Annotated in this window: 14 protein-coding genes; 9 read left to right on the top strand and 5 right to left on the bottom strand. The window is 64.3% G+C overall.

The features are described from left to right. Nucleotides 1-77 precede the first annotated feature (77 nt). Together KUD11_RS10780 and KUD11_RS10775 are read right to left on the bottom strand one after the other, a co-directional pair. Complete coding sequence (locus tag KUD11_RS10780; protein ID WP_109387939.1) at nucleotides 78-1,205, bottom strand: methyltransferase; 1,128 nt, start codon at nucleotides 1,203-1,205, stop codon at nucleotides 78-80. A 14-nt stretch (nucleotides 1,206-1,219) separates the two neighbouring features. After that, the gene (locus KUD11_RS10775; RefSeq protein ID WP_109384699.1) at nucleotides 1,220-2,098 is read right to left on the bottom strand and encodes a polyprenyl synthetase family protein; all 879 of its coding nucleotides are present in this window, start codon (nucleotides 2,096-2,098) and stop codon (nucleotides 1,220-1,222) included. A 124-nt stretch (nucleotides 2,099-2,222) separates the two neighbouring features. On the opposite strand from KUD11_RS10775, the gene crtD reads away from it, so the two are divergent. Further along, complete coding sequence (crtD, locus tag KUD11_RS10770) at nucleotides 2,223-3,746, top strand: 1-hydroxycarotenoid 3,4-desaturase CrtD (protein WP_109384700.1); 1,524 nt, start codon at nucleotides 2,223-2,225, stop codon at nucleotides 3,744-3,746. Nucleotides 3,747-3,772: 26 nt separating this feature from the next. Continuing rightward, the gene (gene crtC, locus KUD11_RS10765) at nucleotides 3,773-4,612 is read left to right on the top strand and encodes a carotenoid 1,2-hydratase (RefSeq protein ID WP_109387941.1); all 840 of its coding nucleotides are present in this window, start codon (nucleotides 3,773-3,775) and stop codon (nucleotides 4,610-4,612) included. Here the strand turns inward: crtC and tspO are convergent. The 3 genes from tspO to KUD11_RS10750 are packed head-to-tail and all read right to left on the bottom strand — an operon-like array spanning nucleotide 4,609 to nucleotide 7,732. After that, complete coding sequence (tspO, locus tag KUD11_RS10760) at nucleotides 4,609-5,088, bottom strand: tryptophan-rich sensory protein TspO (protein WP_109384701.1); 480 nt, start codon at nucleotides 5,086-5,088, stop codon at nucleotides 4,609-4,611. The genes crtC and tspO overlap by 4 nt on opposite strands. 44 nt (nucleotides 5,089-5,132) lie before the next feature. Continuing rightward, nucleotides 5,133-6,176 (bottom strand): 15-cis-phytoene synthase, encoded by a 1,044-nt coding sequence (crtB, locus tag KUD11_RS10755; RefSeq protein ID WP_109384702.1) that lies wholly within the window; start codon nucleotides 6,174-6,176, stop codon nucleotides 5,133-5,135. Further along, the gene (locus KUD11_RS10750; RefSeq protein WP_109384703.1) at nucleotides 6,173-7,732 is read right to left on the bottom strand and encodes a phytoene desaturase; all 1,560 of its coding nucleotides are present in this window, start codon (nucleotides 7,730-7,732) and stop codon (nucleotides 6,173-6,175) included. Before KUD11_RS10750 ends, crtB begins: the two co-directional genes overlap by 4 nt. Before the next feature lie 166 nt (nucleotides 7,733-7,898). Between KUD11_RS10750 and crtA the strand changes: the two genes are divergently transcribed. From crtA to KUD11_RS10715, 7 genes are all read left to right on the top strand, one after another. Then, nucleotides 7,899-8,621 (top strand): spheroidene monooxygenase, encoded by a 723-nt coding sequence (crtA, locus tag KUD11_RS10745; RefSeq protein ID WP_109384704.1) that lies wholly within the window; start codon nucleotides 7,899-7,901, stop codon nucleotides 8,619-8,621. Beyond that, nucleotides 8,618-9,622 (top strand): magnesium chelatase ATPase subunit I, encoded by a 1,005-nt coding sequence (bchI, locus tag KUD11_RS10740; RefSeq protein WP_109384705.1) that lies wholly within the window; start codon nucleotides 8,618-8,620, stop codon nucleotides 9,620-9,622. Before crtA ends, bchI begins: the two co-directional genes overlap by 4 nt. Beyond that, complete coding sequence (locus KUD11_RS10735) at nucleotides 9,622-11,295, top strand: magnesium chelatase subunit D (protein ID WP_109384706.1); 1,674 nt, start codon at nucleotides 9,622-9,624, stop codon at nucleotides 11,293-11,295. Before bchI ends, KUD11_RS10735 begins: the two co-directional genes overlap by 1 nt. A 4-nt stretch (nucleotides 11,296-11,299) precedes the next feature. After that, nucleotides 11,300-12,166, top strand: coding sequence for an alpha/beta fold hydrolase BchO (gene bchO, locus KUD11_RS10730; RefSeq protein WP_224380205.1), 867 nt, complete (start codon nucleotides 11,300-11,302; stop codon nucleotides 12,164-12,166). Nucleotides 12,167-12,316: 150 nt separating this feature from the next. Beyond that, nucleotides 12,317-13,342, top strand: a complete 1,026-nt coding sequence (locus tag KUD11_RS10725; RefSeq protein WP_109384707.1) for a BMP family protein — start codon at nucleotides 12,317-12,319, stop codon at nucleotides 13,340-13,342. After that, nucleotides 13,343-14,887, top strand: coding sequence for an ABC transporter ATP-binding protein (locus tag KUD11_RS10720; protein ID WP_109384708.1), 1,545 nt, complete (start codon nucleotides 13,343-13,345; stop codon nucleotides 14,885-14,887). Continuing rightward, complete coding sequence (locus KUD11_RS10715; RefSeq protein ID WP_109384709.1) at nucleotides 14,877-15,926, top strand: ABC transporter permease; 1,050 nt, start codon at nucleotides 14,877-14,879, stop codon at nucleotides 15,924-15,926. The genes KUD11_RS10720 and KUD11_RS10715 overlap by 11 nt, the downstream gene beginning before the upstream one ends.

Genomic DNA, 15,926 nt, shown 5'->3' with positions numbered 1-15,926 from the left:
ACTCAGATCCGGGCGCTCCGTTGCCTGTCAGTTTAAACTTACACGCGCTGGTGTCAACTAAACCTTACAGATTTGTGTCATTTGCTTTTGACAGCCGTGATCGCTGTTGTGATAAAAGGTCGCACCGCGCGATGCGTCTTGACTGCATCAAAGCCCGCGCCCTCCAAAAGGGTTGTGATCTGCGCCGCAGAGCGCGCGCGTCCCGTACCCATTGCCAGCGTGTAAAGCGCGAAATATGCGTCCCCTGCCCGTTCGGGCCTTGTGCCACCGCTCATCGGCTCGGAGATCAGGATACGCCCGCCCACCGGAAGCGCGACATATGCCGCGCGCAGCAAAGCGGCCACCGTGTCATCCGCGTGATCATAGAGCACCCGCACGAGGCTGATCATATCCGCACCAAGCGGCAGCGCGTCATCGCGAAACGACCCCGGAGATATTCGGACCCGGTCGCGGAGCCCTGCCGCGCCAAAGCGCTCGGTCGCACCGGGCACCACAGCGGGCAGATCGAAGAGCGTCATCGACAGATGCGGATGGGCCTGCCCCACCGCCTCCAGAAACGCGCCCGTGCCGCCGCCCACATCCATCAAATGGCGCACATCCTTGAAGGCCACAGCCCCCAGCGTGTCCTCAGACACCAGAACCTGGCTCTCGGCCATCAGGCGCGAATAGGTTTGTGCTGTCTTGGGGTCCTCGGCCTCGGCCGCGCCAAAGACATATGGCCAGAACCGTGCAAGGTTCGGGTCTGTCTCACCACGAAAAAATGCTTTGGAATCAGAGAGGTCAGCATAAAGAATATGGTGATGGCGGATCATGGATTGCAAACCCGGAACGCCAAGGATCGATGCGCCCCGCGCCGTGAGGCCATAACGCCCGCGCCGCAGCTTCAATAGGTCAAGCGCCTCGCCACCGCGCAGCAAGACCGCCATCCGCTCAGGCGGCACACGGTTCTCGGATGCCAATTCAGCCACTGTGCTTTGCCGCTCGAACAGCTGCGCAAGGATATCCATCTCGACCAGAGCGCTCAGGATCTGGCTGTGACAAAACCCGGCCAGAATGTCGAAAACCGCAGCGCCCTCGCGCCCCACCCGGCCACGGGTAAGAGGAAATCCAGCCGCCCATTTCTGAAACTTGCGACTGGCCACCAGCCTCGTGAGCCACCCGGCCCCGGCACGCACGCCGCGCCCCGAGGGTGCCACTTGACCCATATCCGCCTCGTGCATCATTCGCCGGGCACGGCGCGCCGCATGGCCGCCATCGGCGCCAGTTTTTGCGCATAGGCCTGCACCATCTGGGCAAGCTGCGCCTCACCGGGGCAATGCGGAATGGACGAAATCGCACCGCTCAGAATGTTCCCAAGCCGAGCCACGGCCCCGTCAACGCCCAACAGGGCCACCGCATTGGGCCGCCCGTGCAGATCATCCTGACCTGCGGGTTTGCCGAGGCTTTCTTCGTCCAAAAGCGCGTCGCGCAGATCATCGGCCACCTGAAATGCCTCACCGATACGCATCCCAAGCTCGTCCCACGGGTCTGCGTCTTGCCCCGATGCGATCGCGCCCATCCGGGTAGCGGCAATAAACAATGCGCCGGTTTTGGCCCGGTGATAGGCCGACAAATCAATCTCCGCCTCGCTTTCCCAGCCTTGGCCCGCGCAAATTCCGCCGGGCATCCCGGTGCAGCGTGCAAGGGTCTGGACCAGTTGCAACGCGCGGTGTGGATCGTCGTGGCCCGCCTCTGCCAGCACGTCAAAGGCCAGCACAATAAGGCTATCACCCGCCAGAAGCGCGAGCGGCTCAGAGTAGGCCTTGTGGACCGAAGGCTTGCCCCGGCGCATGTCGGCATCGTCAAAACAGGGCATGTCGTCATGCACAAGCGAGGCGCAATGAATAAGCTCCAGCGCCGTCGCCGCCGCATCGGCCAGCGCCGGGCGGTCATCGCCGCAGGCCGCCGCCACGCTGAGAAGAATCGTCGGGCGGATACGTGCCCCGCCCGGAGTGACGGAATAGTTCAAAGCCTCAGACAGCTTTTGTGGCGGTGTTCCGGTCCGCGCCCCCGAGATAGCGGCGCTCATGGCCCCTTCGATACGGCGTTTCAGGTCCATCTCGGCCCTCTCATTCTGCGCAAGGCGCTCAAGGTGTAATTTATCTTGGACATATATGTGTAAACAAGACTGGACAGTTTTACCTCGCGAGTCAACAATCATCCCACCCAAGAAAGGGTGCCATATGGGCCAAGGGGCCAAAATAATCATCATCGGTGCCGGGATCGGCGGGCTCAGCGCGGCGTTGCGGCTGGCCCATCGAGGCTGTGACGTGACGGTGCTGGAGGCCGCAGGCGCGCCCGGCGGCAAAATTCGCACCTTGCCCACGGATCATGGCGCCGCCGATACCGGCCCAACGGTGCTGACCATGCGGCATGTGTTCGACGCCCTTTTCCGCGATGTGGGCGCGGTGCTGAGCGATCATGTGACCCTCACACCCCTGCCCGTTCTGGCGCGGCATTTCTGGCCGGGCGGGCAAAGCCTCGATCTGATGGCGGACCCGGCTGCCAGCGCCCGCAACATCCGCGATGCCTTAGGCCCGCGCGCAGAGGCCGAATTTCAGAGCTACTCCGCCCGTACACGCGCATTGTTCGATGCGTTCGACGCGCCTATGATGCAAACCGCCACGCCAAGCCTCTCGGCCATGGTCGCCAAAGTGGCTTCAAACCCACGCATCATCCCCAAAATGGCCCCGCATCAAAGCCTTGCAAAGATGCTGCGCGCACAGTTTTCCGACCCAGAGCTTGCCCAGCTCTTTGGCCGCTACGCCACCTATGTGGGTGGGATGCCGGCCCGCGTGCCCGCACTGCTCAGCCTGATCTCGCAGGCCGAGGCGGACGGCGTCTGGGCCGCCGAAGGCGGGATGACCGCCCTGCCGCGCGCGATTGCCGATCTGGCCACCAGCAAAGGGGCTGAGTTCCAGTACAACACCCCCGTCACGCGCATCGAAAGCCAAGGGGATCGCGCGGCTCTTGTCCACACCCATGAGGCGCGCTTCGAGGCGGATGCGGTCGTGTTTAACGGCGATCCGCGCGCGCTGGAAACGGGGCTGCTGGGCCATGGCGCGCGCCGCGCGGTTGGTGCAAGCGCAACCAGCCCGCGCTCGCTCTCGGCGTGCGTTCTGGCCTTCTCGGGCATGATGCACGGGCCAGATCTGAGCCATCATAACGTTTTCTTTGGCAATAACTTACACGCCGAATTTGACGCGATACACCAAGGCCGCCTGCCCGATGATCCCACGCTCTATCTTTGCGCGCAGGACCACGGCGCAAGCGGCCAGCCACCCGGCACACCGGGCCGGTACGAGATCATCATGAATGCCCCTGCGGGCCTGATATTGTCCCTAGAGGAGCAAGAAAAATGTCTGAAGCGAATATTCGACCGACTGGCCAGCTTCGGCCTGACCTGCGATCCGCGCCCGAGCCTCAGGGCGCTGACGGTGCCGCAGGACTGGGACAGGCTCTTCCCGGCGTCACAGGGAGCGCTTTACGGACGCAGTCCCTCGGGGATGATGGCGGCCTTTCAGCGGCCAACGGCGCGCACACCGCTCAAGGGGCTCTATCTGGTGGGGGGCGGCGCGCATCCGGGTGCGGGCGTGCCGATGGCGACCCTCTCCGGACGGCACGCGGCCGAGGCGATCTGGACGGACCTGACTTCGGCCTCCATGTCGAGCCAGACGGCTATGCCTGGTGGTATGTCGACGGCGTAAGCGATTGTGGCACGCGGGCTGTGTCGGTGATCGGGTTTATCGGCTCCGTCTTTTCGCCTTGGTATGCGTGGTCAGGGCGCGCCGAGCCGCAAAACCACTGCTGCCTCAACGTGGCCACCTACGGGCCGGGTGGCCGCTTTACCATGACCGACCGGGGCCGTGATGCCTTGCGCCAAACCCCCGATGAGATCAAAATCGGCCCCTCGTCCATGCGCTGGACCGGGTCCGATCTGATCATCGAGATCGACGAGCGCGCCGCCCTCCCGCAGTTCGGCCCGGTGCGCGGGCGCATCACGCTGACCCCCTCGGCCATCACCGGGGTTGAGCTGCCTCTGGCACCCGATGACAGCCATATCTGGCGCCCCTTCGCGCCTGTGGCCCGGATCAAGGTCGATCTGGAGGCCAAGGGCTGGCAATGGGACGGGCACGGTTATTTCGACGCCAATTTCGGCACCCGCGCGCTGGAGGCGGATTTCGATTATTGGACATGGGCGCGCTTTCCCTCTGCCAAGGGGGCTACGTGTTTTTATGACGCCGAGCGACGCGATGGCAGCACGCTGAGCGCTGCCATAGGCTTTGACGCCGAGGGGCGCGCACGGATGCTCGATGCCCCCGCCCCGCGCCCGATGAAACGCAGCGCATGGATGCTGCGCCGAGAGGGCCGCGCTGACCCCGGCCACACCGCCCGGCAGGTGCAAGCCATGCTCGACGCACCGTTCTACGCGCGCGCGGGCGTGGAGACCGTGATCAACGGTGAGACCATGCGCGGCGTACACGAAGCCCTCGACCTGCGCCGATTCGCGTCGCCGCTGCTCAAGCCTATGCTGGCCGTGCGTGTGCCGCGCCGTGCACGTTGGCCGCGTTAAATCTTGTCGATTGCCAGAGGCTTCACATCCGGGTTCAGCCGCACGATGCCCACATTCAGCGCCGCCGCAACCGTCACCCATGCAAGGTAGGGCATGAATGCCAGCCCCGCCCAAAAATCGAGCTGCCAATGCAGCACGGTCGCGCCCAGCACAGAAATCCACAACATCACGATCACGAGGATCGCGCCCTTCATCTGCCGCAAACCAAAGAAAATAGGGGTCCAGAGCGTCGCAAACCCTGCCTGCGCGGCCCAGAAGGCCAACGCATATCCCGACCCGTCAAGCACGGCGACCCGCGCGCCTGCAAAGGAGATCAGCAGATAGATTGAGGTCCACGCCACCGGAAAGGCCCAGTTGGGCGGGGTGAACCACGGCTTTTCAAGCCGCATGTACCAAGCGCCGGGGTTGAAGGCCGCACCCGTGGCCCCCGCTGCCCCGCATGTCACGAGAAAAATAGCGAAAAGCATCCAATCCATAGGGTGTGTGGCCTCCAGTTAAACTCCCCGGCAGGACCGGGCTTTCAACTCAGATAAGGCTCTTGGCGCCCCGTGTCACGTGCCCTGAGGTCGGCAAGCACATCCAAAAGCGCCCCGGTCCGGCCCGGCTGGGCGGTATTGCGCGCCGCCGCATCCACGAGATAGGCCACCTCAGGCAAGGGCCGCGCATAGAGTACCGGCGAGCGTGGGGCCGCAAAGCTGACCCCTGTGCGGGCGGCAGAGACGCCGATCCACACAAGCTTCTGCGCCGTATTGGTATGCGCCCGGCGGGTGATTGAATCGTGCCGTGCCCGTGCCAGATCACGCCCGATGGCGGCATAGATATAGCGCGCGGCAAAGATGCCCATGCGCGCCTCACGCGGCAGCGCGGGGATGCCCGCCTCGGAGCGGACATAAAGCCTGTGCGCCTCGGCCAGAAGATGACGCACCATGGCGCGGATCTCGGGGCTGGCTTCGGGGGCTGCAAAAATGTCCTCGGGCGTCAGCCTCGCCTCCCGCACCCATTCAAGCGGCAGATAAATCCGGCCTGCGCGCGCATCCTCGCCCACATCGCGGGCAATATTGGTCAGTTGCATCGCCACGCCCAGATCACAGGCGCGCGCCAGCGCATGCGCATCACGCACCCGCATCAGCACGCACATCATCGCACCCACGGCACTGGCCACGCGCGCGGAATAGCCCCGCACATCCGAGAGTGTCTCGTAGCGCCGCTCAACCGCGTCCCACGCCAGCCCCTCTAGAAGGGCCTCCGGCAGGGCGCGGGGCATGTCGAATTCTTCGATGATGGCGGCAAAAGCCCGGTCTTCGGGCGCATTCTTGGGCCGCCCGGCATAAGCCAGATCAAGACGTTCCTGAAGGTCCAGAACCGCGCGCGCCTTGTTGCCGCCCTCATCCACCTCATCATCAGCCAGACGGCAAAACGCATAAAGCGCCAGCGCCGGATCACGCACCGATGCGGGCAAAAGTTTGGACGCCGCATGAAAGCTGAGCGAGCCTGTGCGGATCACTGCGCGGCAATGCTCCAGATCATCGGCCCGGATGCCGGACGCGTGCAAAGGCGCGCTCATTCTGCAGCCAGTTTTGCTGGGGTTGGCACCGCGACATGCGGCGCGTCCGGCACCAGCTTGCCCAGCACCTCGGCCGAGCTAATCACACCAGGAAGGCCCGCACCGGGATGGGTCCCCGCCCCCACCAGATAAAGCCCCGGCGCCTCTTCCGAGACATTATGGGGCCGGAACCACGCACTTTGAAAAATGCGCGGTTCGATCGAGAAACCCGCGCCGTAGGGCGACAGGTAGCGATCACGAAACTCATTGGGCGTAAAGGTCACAGACGCCGAAATCCGCTCACGGAATCCGGGGATCACACCTTCGAGAACGGCGGCGACTTTGTCCGCGTAAGCCCCGCGCTCTGCCTCCCAATCCACAGGATTGTCGCCGCCCATATGAGGCACGGGCGAGAGCACATAGAACGTATCATCGCCTTCGGGGGCCACGCTCGGGTCGGTCACGCTGGGGCGGTGGATATAAAGGCTCATATCATCAGACAGGTGCTGATTGATGAAGATATCCTTGATCAGCCCTTGGAAGCGCGGGCCGTTGAGGATGGTGTGGTGGCCCACATCCTTCCACATATCCGCCGTACCTTTGGTGCCGAAATACCAAACGTAAAGCCCCATGGACCACCGCTTGTTCGCAAGCTTCTTATCCGTCCAGCGGCGGCGGTCATGATTGCGCATGAGGGTGCTATAGGTGTGCCCCGGATCGGCATTGCTGATCACCAAAGGCGCGTGCACCATCTCGCCGTCCTTGAGGCGGACACCAGCGGTGCGGCCATTCTCCAGCACGATCTCGTCGGCCTCGGCACCCAGACGGATTGTGCCACCCTGATCGCGGATCACGTCCGCCATCGCATCGGCAATCGCCTGCACGCCACCCATGGCGTAATGCACACCAAACGCCTTTTCCAGATGGTTCACCAGCGCATAGATCGACGTGACCTTCAGCGGGTCGCCCCCGATAAAAAGCGGATGAAACGACAGCGCCATGCGCAGCCGCTCGTCCTTCACGCGGGTCGAGACATGTTTGTAGACCGAGCGGTCCGCGCGCAGACGCACGAAGGTGGGCAGGACCTTCACGATATCCATCAGCTTGTTCATCGGGCGACGGCCCAGATTCTCGAAGCCGAATGTATAGCGGGTCTCGCTGTCTTTCAGGAATTTGAGGTAGCCCTTCACATCACCCGGGCTGAGGCGGCGGACCTCCTCAACCATCTGGTCGGTGTCGCCGGTGGCGGTAAAGCTGCTGCCATCGGGCCAGCGGATCTCGTAGAACGGGTCCATCGGCTTGAGCGTCACATCAGCATGGAAATCCCGCCCGCAGGCCGCCCAAAGCTCCTCAAACACTTGTGGAACAGTCACAATCGTAGGGCCCAGATCAAAGCGGTGCCCCGCCTCGCTCAGCGACGATCCGCGCCCGCCGGTGCGGTCAAGCCGATCCAGAACCGTTACCACATAACCCTTCGCCCCGAGGCGCATGGCGGCAGACAGACCGCCGAGGCCGGCGCCGATAACAACGGCATGAGATTTGGTAGGACGGGTAAATGTGTCAGATTCTGATATCATTCCACAAGTGTAGGTGTGTCTAGCTAAGTTGACAACTTAAATCAACGCTGCCGCACCAACCCGGATTCCCCAATGGGTTCAATCCAGCACCTTCCCAAATACATCTATATGTGTCAGACTTATCTGACACATAGGCCCCCAACACGCCTCGGAGGTATGCCCCCGCGTGACACAAATCGTCACCCTTTCCCTTTTTCGCTTCGACAGCCTGCTCTCGCGCCTTTGGGCGCTGACGATGATGGGCATGGCGCGGCCTATGATGGCGCGGGTGCCGGATATAGGCTTTTGGAAGCTCTGCGGCTCGGGCACGGGCGAAGGGTTCACACCCCTGCCCAACACAGGCGTCTATGCGATCCTCGCCACGTGGCCCGACATGGCGACCGCCCGCGCGCGCACGAATGGCGCGGCGGTCTTCAACCGCTACCGCGCCCGCGCCTGCGAGGATTGGACGCTTTTCATGTCGCCCACCTCCGCACGGGGCGATTGGGCCGGGGTGACACCGTTTGAAGTCACGCCCGAAACAATTCCCGGCCCCCTTGCCGTCCTCACCCGCGCCACGGTCAAGCCCAGCCGCGCCGCCCGCTTCTGGCGCCGCGTGCCGGATATCAGCGCGCGGATCGGCGCAGACCCAAATGTTTTGTTCAAGATAGGCATCGGCGAGGTGCCTCTCCTGCATCAGGTGACCTTCTCCGTCTGGCCCGACGCCAGCACGGTCGCGCAATTTGCCCGAACAGGCCCCCATGCAGAGGCGATCCGCGCCGTGCGCGACGAAGGCTGGTTCCGCGAGGAGCTTTATGCCCGCTTTGCCATTGCAGGCGAGAGTGGTAGTTGGTCAGAGGCCGCACCGCTCGCATCCCCGCCGATCCATCCACAAAGAGACGCCATATGAAACAGCCTTTCCCCTTCTCCGCCATCGTCGGTCAGGACGAGATGAAACAGGCGGTGATCCTCACCGCGATCGACCCAAGCATCGGCGGGGTTCTGGTCTTTGGCGACCGGGGCACGGGCAAATCCACCGCCGTGCGGGCGCTCGCCGCTTTGCTGCCGCCCATCATCGCCGTAGAGAATTGCCCGATCAACGCTGAGCGGCATGCCGATTGCCCTGACTGGGCCGAGAATGTCGGCAAGGTCACCCACGAAATCCCGACCCCCGTGGTCGATCTGCCGCTCGGTGCGACCGAGGACCGGGTCACAGGTGCGCTCGATATCGAGAAGGCGCTGACCCAAGGACAAAAGGCGTTTCAGCCGGGGCTTCTGGCGAAGGCGAACCGGGGCTATCTCTATATTGATGAAGTGAACCTGCTGGAGGATCACATCGTTGATCTGCTGCTTGATGTGGCACAATCGGGCGAAAACGTGGTGGAGCGAGACGGGCTCAGCATCCGTCACGCCGCGCGCTTCGTGCTGGTGGGTTCCGGCAACCCCGAAGAGGGCGAATTGCGGCCCCAGCTGCTGGACCGTTTTGGCCTGAGCGTCGATGTGGCTTCGCCCACGGATATCGAGGAACGGATCGAGGTGATCCGCCGCCGCGATGCCTATGAGAACGACAATTCCGCCTTCATGCTGCGTTGGCAGGCCGAGGATGCCGCGATCCGCGACCGGATCATCGGCGCGCGCGCCGCTTTGAAAAAGCTGAGTGCGACAGACGCCGTGCTGCGCGACATCTCGCAGCTTTGCCTAACGCTGGGCGCGGATGGCTTGCGCGGGGAGCTGACCCTGCTCAAGGCCGCGCGTGCCTTTGCGGCTTACCGCGACGACACGGCGCTCGCCCGTGTGCATATGCGCGCCGTGGCGGCCATGGCGCTGCGTCACCGCTTGCGCCGCGACCCATTGGACGAGGCCGGGACTGGCACGCGCGTCATGCGCGTGGTCGAGGAAGTCCTCGCCTGATGAGTACCCTGCCCGAGACCGAGGCGGACCGCGCCGCACTGGCCATTGCGCTGGTGCAGGTGGATGCCTCGCTGGGCGGGCTTCATCTGCGCGCGCGATCTGGCCCGGTGCGCGACAGCTTGGTCGACATATTCGGGCCCGCGCTCAGGCTTGGCCCCGGCGCGTCCGAGGATCAGATTTTCGGCGGGCTCGACGTGACAGAGACGCTGGCCAAGGGCCGCACAGTAGAGCGTGCAGGGCTTTTGGAGGGTGCGCGCGCGATGGTGCTCACCTCGGCTGAGCGGCTGCGCCCGCATCTCGCCGCGCGCCTGTCGCAGGCCCTTGGGGCCACACCCCTGCCGGTTCTGGCGCTCGATGAAGGGATTGAGGAGGGTGAGGGCATCGCGCCTGCCCTTTCCGAGCGTTTGGCCTTCTACGCCGATCTCGACGGGCTGGGGCTGGCCGATATCCCCGGTGCCGCAGCCGATGAGGACGACATCATAGCCGCTCGCAACGCCCTGCCGCGCATCGCCCTGCCCGAAGACGCCATCGCGCAGATTGCCACCATGACCGTGCTGATGGGCATCTCAAGCGCCCGCGCCGGGCATTACGCCTTGCGTGCCGCCCGCGCATTGGCCGCGCTCGACGGTGCACAGGCGGCGGATGCGGATCATCTGGCGGCGGCCATCGCGCTCACTTGCGGGCACCGCGCCACGCAAATACCACAGATGGAGGAGCCACCGGAGGAGGAGGCCCCACCGCCCGACACCCCGGAAGAGCCTGAAGAGGCCCCAGACGAGGCCGCATCGCAGCAAGAGAGCGACATCCCCGAGGAGCTTCTTCTCGCCGCCGTGATGGCGCAGCTGCCAAAAGATATCCTGTCGCGCATGGCCCAAGGCAACACCCGCCGCGCTTCGGGCAGCGGTGCGGGTGCCAAGCGCAAGGGCGGCGCGCGGGGCCGGCCCCTGCCCGCAAGGCCCGGCAGGCTTGATGGACGCACCCGGCTTGATCTGGTGGCAACGCTCCGCGCCGCCGCCCCGTGGCAGACGATGCGCCGCAAAGCCATGCCGGATGCGCCCGCACCAATCCATGTGCGCCCCTCGGACATCCATACCAAACGCTATGAGGACAGCGCCGAGCGGCTCTTGATCTTCACGGTGGACGCGTCCGGCTCCGCCGCCATGGCGCGTCTGGGCGAGGCGAAAGGGGCAGTCGAGCTGCTGCTTGCCGAGGCCTATGCGCGGCGCGATCACGTGGCTCTCATCGCCTTTCGTGGTGCGGGCGCTGACCTCATGTTGCCGCCCACCCGCTCACTGGTGCAGACCAAACGCAGGCTTGCGGGGCTGCCCGGTGGGGGTGGCACGCCGCTCGCCTCCGGGCTGATGGCCGCCGAAGATCTGGCAGAACAGGCGCGTGGGCGCGGGATGACGCCCACAATTGCGCTCATCACCGATGGGCGCGCGAATATCGGCCTCGATGGCCAGCCCGGCCGCGCACAGGCGGGGGCCGACGCAACAAAGGCAGCCCGCCGTATCATGGCCGCCGGAACCGCCGCGCTGGTGATCGACGCAGGCAACCGCCCCACGGCTGAGCTTGCGACCCTCAGCACCGCGATGGGCGCACAATACCTCGCCCTGCCGCGCGCCGATGCGCAGCGCCTGAGCCGCGCCGCGCGCGCCGCATTGGACGCCTGAGCCCGTGCGCTGGCCCGAGGACACAGGCGGCTGGCCCCTTATGGAGCACTCCCGCCGGGTGCTCTGCCGCCCCCATCGCTGGCACGTGCAGGAAGCGGGCGCTGGCCCTACGCTCATCCTTCTGCATGGCGCAGGTGGAGCCACGCAAAGCTGGCGCGGTCTCTTTCCGCTGCTGGCCGAAGATTTTCACGTGGTGGCAATTGACCTGCCCGGTCAGGGCTTCACCCAGATGGGTGGGCGGGCGCGCTGCGGGATTGACCATATGGCTGCCGATATCACCAGTTTGATGCACCAGGAAGGTTGGCAGCCTGACGCACTGATCGGCCATTCCGCAGGGGCCGCATTGGCCCTCAGACTGGCCGAGACATGGTCCGGTCCGCCCCCCGTGATTGGCATCAACGCGGCCCTCGCGCCCTTCAAAGGCGTGGCGGGATGGCTGTTTCCCAAACTCGCCAAGGCGCTGGCGATTGCGCCCTTCACGGCGGAGCTTTTTGTGCGCACCTCCGCCTCGCCCACCCATGTGGCCCGCCTGATCGAGGGCACGGGCTCCACCCTGACCCCCGAAGGACTGGCGCTTTATCACAGGCTGGCGCGGGACCGTGCCCATGTGAATGGGGTTCTGGCGATGATGGCACAATGGGATCTCGACACGTTGCTCACGCGGATGCCCCGCAACATGGCCCGCACGCTTTTGATCGCCGCCGAGGGCGATATCGCCGTGCCCCCCGGCGTCTCCGAGCACGCCGCCACCGTCCTGCCTAATGCAGTCGTCACGCGGCTTCGTGGTCTCGGCCATCTGGCCCATGAGGAAGCCCCCGAGCAGGTCGCGCAGCTGATCGCCGCGCATCTTGCGGGTGGAGCCGCCGCTTAATCCACAGGCAATTGCCCGGTTTTCCCGCTAAGAGGCGCGATTAACGATTGCGCTCCCGGCCCCGCTGGGCCAATTTCGCGCCCACACGCCGCGCGGCTTGTCTGCCACGTCAAATCCGCGCCAGGCAATAATTTTCAGGGGGATATATCCATGACCATAGCGACCAAACCGGGCTTCAGCCGCCGCCGTTTTCTGACCACTACAGCGGGCGTGGCCCTTGCCTCGGGCGCGGCCTTTGGCCCCACGCGCCTTCTGGCCGCCGAGCCGATCAAATGCGCGGGCATCTACACCGTGCCCGTGGAGCAGCAATGGGTGAGCCGCATCCACAAGGCCGCGATGATTGCCCAAGAGCGCGGTGATCTGGACTATACTTTCTCCGAGAATGTGTCGAACACCGACTATGCCCGTGTGATGCGCGAATACGCCGAAAGCGGCTACACGATGATCATCGGCGAGATGTTCGCCGTGGAGCAAGAGGCGCGCGAAGTGGCGGCCGAATATCCCGAGATCGCCTTCCTCATGGGGTCCAGCTTCAAGCCTGACGATGCGTTGCCTAACATGGCCGTGTTCGACAATTACATTCAGGACGCCTCGTATCTTACCGGGATCATTGCAGGGTCCATGACCGAGACTGGTAATTTTGGCATGGTCGGCGGCTTCCCCATCCCCGAAGTGAACCGTCTGATGCATGCCTTCATGGCGGGCGTGCGCGAGATGCGGCCTGACGCGTCGTTCCAAGTCAGCTTCATCGGCAGCTGGTTCGATCCCCCCAAGGCCAAAGAGACCGCATTTGCGATGATCGAGAATGGCGCGGACGTGCTTTACGCCGAGCGGTTTGGCGTCTCGGACGCGGCCCAAGAGAAGGGCATCCTCGCCATTGGCAATGTGATCGACACGCAGGCCGATTACCCCGAAACGGTTGTCTCCTCCGCGATCTGGCATTTTGAGCCGACGCTGGATAAGGCCATCGCAGAGGTGAAGGCAGGCACGTTCACCGCCGCTGATTACGGCGTCTATTCCTACATGATCGAGGGCGGCTGTTCGATCCCGCCTCTGGGCACGTTTGAGGGCAAGGTGCCGCAAGAGGCGATGGATCTGGTGGAACAACGCACCGCCGAAATCCTTGCGGGTACATATGTGACCGCGATCAATGATGATGAGCCGAAGTCGCAGTAAATGCCGGAGCAAACAGAGGCGCAGGTTGTCCTGCGCCTCGACAAGATCACTAAGACGTTTGGCGCGCTGACCGCCAATGACGCCGTGAGCCTCGCTCTGCACAAGGGCGAGGTGATCGCGCTTTTGGGCGAGAATGGCGCGGGCAAGACCACATTGATGAACATCCTCTTCGGCCAATACACAGCCGATAGCGGCACGGTCGAGGTGTTCGGCAAACCCCTGCCCCCCGGCAATCCGCGCGCCGCATTGGAGGCGGGCGTGGGCATGGTGCATCAGCATTTTACGCTGGCCGAGAATATGACCGTGCTGGAGAATGTCGCCCTCGGCACCCAAGGGCTGATGTCGTGGCGGTTCGATGCGCGCGCGGCACGGGCGCGGATCATGGCCTTGGCTGCGGATTTCAAGCTGGCTGTGGACCCAGATGCGCGGGTCGGCACCCTAACCGTGGGCGAGCGGCAGAGGGTCGAGATCCTCAAGGCCCTCTACCGCGAGGCGCGCATCCTGATCCTGGACGAGCCGACCGCCGTGCTGACGCCGCAAGAGACGGATGATCTTTTCGAGACGTTGCGCAAGGCGGTGGCCCTGGGCCTCTCCATCGTTTTCATCTCGCACAAGCTGCATGAAGTTATGGCGATCTCGGACCGTGTGGTGATCCTGCGCCACGGCAAAATGGTCCATGAAGGCCCTATCGCTGAGACGGACAAACGCGATCTGGCCGCGCGCATGGTCGGCTCTGAGGTGTCCGCGCCTAAGGTTGCGCCGGGCACACCGGGGGCAGCACTTTTATCGCTCAAAGCGGTGACCACGCCGGATCGGGGGGCCGCACCGGGGCTGAAGGCGCTCAATCTGGACCTCTTTGCGGGGCAGATTACCGGGCTTGCGGGTGTGTCGGGCAACGGACAAGCCGCATTGGCCGATCTGATCGGCGGGATGCAGGGGCCGAGCGCGGGTGCGCTCCACCTCAAAGGGGCCCCGCCGCAAGGTTGGTCGCCCCGCGCCGCCGTCCATGCGGGCATCGCGCGCATTCCCGAGGACCGCCACAAGACCGGCACAATCGCGGATTTTGACCTCACGGAAAACGCCATCCTTGAGCGCTACGCCGATGCCCCGTTCAGCCGCAAGGGCTGGATGAGCTGGCGCGCGGCGCAGGACTTCGCCCGCGCGGTGATCGACCGCTACGATGTGCGCTGCCCCGGTCCCGGCACGCGGATCAGGTTGCTATCGGGCGGCAATATGCAAAAGCTGATCCTTGGCAGGGTTCTGGAAGGTGCGCCGGAGATTATCTTGGCCAATCAACCGGTGCGCGGTCTCGATATTGGCGCGGTGAACTATGTCCATTCGCAGCTTCTGGCCGCGCGGGATCGCGGGGCGGCAGTGCTTTTGATCTCCGAGGATCTCGATGAGATCATGGCGCTGTCGGATGTGATCCACGTGATCTCCGAAGGCCGCCTCTCGCCGCCCTTCGCGCGTGGATCAATGAGCCCGGCAGAGCTTGGTGTCTGGATGGCCGGGCAAGGTTTCGAGGAGATGGCCCATGCGTCTTGAGCCTATCGCCAATCCATCGGCCCTGCGCACCCTCATGCCACCTGCCCTCGCGATCAGCGCCACGGTCGTCATCGCCTCGCTGCTGGCAATGGCCGCAGGGGCAAACCCCTTTGCCGTGCTGGGCGAGATTTTGCGCGGCGCGGCGGGCAGTCAGTTTGCGCTTCTGGAGACGCTGAACCGCGCCACGCCTTTGATCTTCACCGGGCTGGCCGTCGCCGTGGCGTTTCGTGCAAAGCTCTGGAATATCGGGGCCGAGGCGCAGCTTTATGCGGGCGCGTTGGTCACGGTTGTGCTGGGCACGGGCGCGCTTGGCTGGTCGTCCGCCGCACTTATCCCCACGCTGATCATCGCATCGCTTTTGGCAGGCGCGTTGCTCCTGTTGGTACCCGCGCTTTTGAAAGTGCGGCTGGGGGTGGATGAGGTGGTCACGACGCTCCTGCTGAACTTTATCTTCCTGCTCTTTGTCTCCATGCTCCTCGAAGGCCCCCTCAAAGACCCTATGGGCATGGGTTGGCCCAAATCCCCGCGCCTGATCGACGAGGCCCGCCTGCCCCGCATCATCGACGGGCTGCGCCTGCATTGGGGCTTTGGCATCGCGCTCATTGCCGCCGTGCTGGTCTGGGTTATTCAGGCCCGCACCACGCTCGGGTATGAGATGCGCGCCGTGGGTCTCAGCCGCGATGCGGCAAAGTTTGCAGGCATCCCGGTGGGGCTGGTACTGATCAAGACGGCGCTTCTGTCGGGCGGCCTTGCAGCCCTCGCGGGCTTCTCGGAAGTGGCGGGGCTGAAAGGCGCGCTGACCTTGGATCTCAGCCCCGGCTTTGGCTACACTGGGATCATCGTGGCAATGCTGGCCTTGCTCAATCCGCTGGGTGTGATCGCCGCCGCCCTCTTTGTGGCAGGCATTTTCGTCGGCGCAGACAGCATGAGCCGCGCTTTGGACGTGCCCACATATCTGGCCGATATCATGCTGGCCACAGCGCTGTTGCTTATGGTGCTGGCGATCCTTCTGACGCGGTTCCGGGTGGTAAGGGAATAG

It is taken from the genome of Roseovarius carneus (assembly GCF_020141465.1).
GTDB classification, from domain to species: domain Bacteria; phylum Pseudomonadota; class Alphaproteobacteria; order Rhodobacterales; family Rhodobacteraceae; genus Roseovarius; species Roseovarius carneus.
Note: the sequence above shows the minus strand (reverse complement) of the source record. Positions and strands in the feature narration are given on the sequence as shown.

Bases quoted from the DNA above. Each gene is read 5' to 3' on its own strand.
- KUD11_RS10780 (WP_109387939.1), bottom strand. From the start codon at position 1,205: ATGGGTCAAGTGGCACCCTCGGGGCGCGGCGTGCGTGCCGGGGCCGGG.
- KUD11_RS10775 (WP_109384699.1), bottom strand. From the start codon at position 2,098: ATGGACCTGAAACGCCGTATCGAAGGGGCCATGAGCGCCGCTATCTCG.
- crtD (WP_109384700.1), top strand. From the start codon at position 2,223: ATGGGCCAAGGGGCCAAAATAATCATCATCGGTGCCGGGATCGGCGGG.
- tspO (WP_109384701.1), bottom strand. From the start codon at position 5,088: ATGGATTGGATGCTTTTCGCTATTTTTCTCGTGACATGCGGGGCAGCG.
- crtB (WP_109384702.1), bottom strand. From the start codon at position 6,176: ATGAGCGCGCCTTTGCACGCGTCCGGCATCCGGGCCGATGATCTGGAG.
- KUD11_RS10750 (WP_109384703.1), bottom strand. From the start codon at position 7,732: ATGATATCAGAATCTGACACATTTACCCGTCCTACCAAATCTCATGCC.
- bchI (WP_109384705.1), top strand. From the start codon at position 8,618: ATGAAACAGCCTTTCCCCTTCTCCGCCATCGTCGGTCAGGACGAGATG.
- KUD11_RS10735 (WP_109384706.1), top strand. From the start codon at position 9,622: ATGAGTACCCTGCCCGAGACCGAGGCGGACCGCGCCGCACTGGCCATT.
- KUD11_RS10725 (WP_109384707.1), top strand. From the start codon at position 12,317: ATGACCATAGCGACCAAACCGGGCTTCAGCCGCCGCCGTTTTCTGACC.
- KUD11_RS10720 (WP_109384708.1), top strand. From the start codon at position 13,343: ATGCCGGAGCAAACAGAGGCGCAGGTTGTCCTGCGCCTCGACAAGATC.
- KUD11_RS10715 (WP_109384709.1), top strand. From the start codon at position 14,877: ATGCGTCTTGAGCCTATCGCCAATCCATCGGCCCTGCGCACCCTCATG.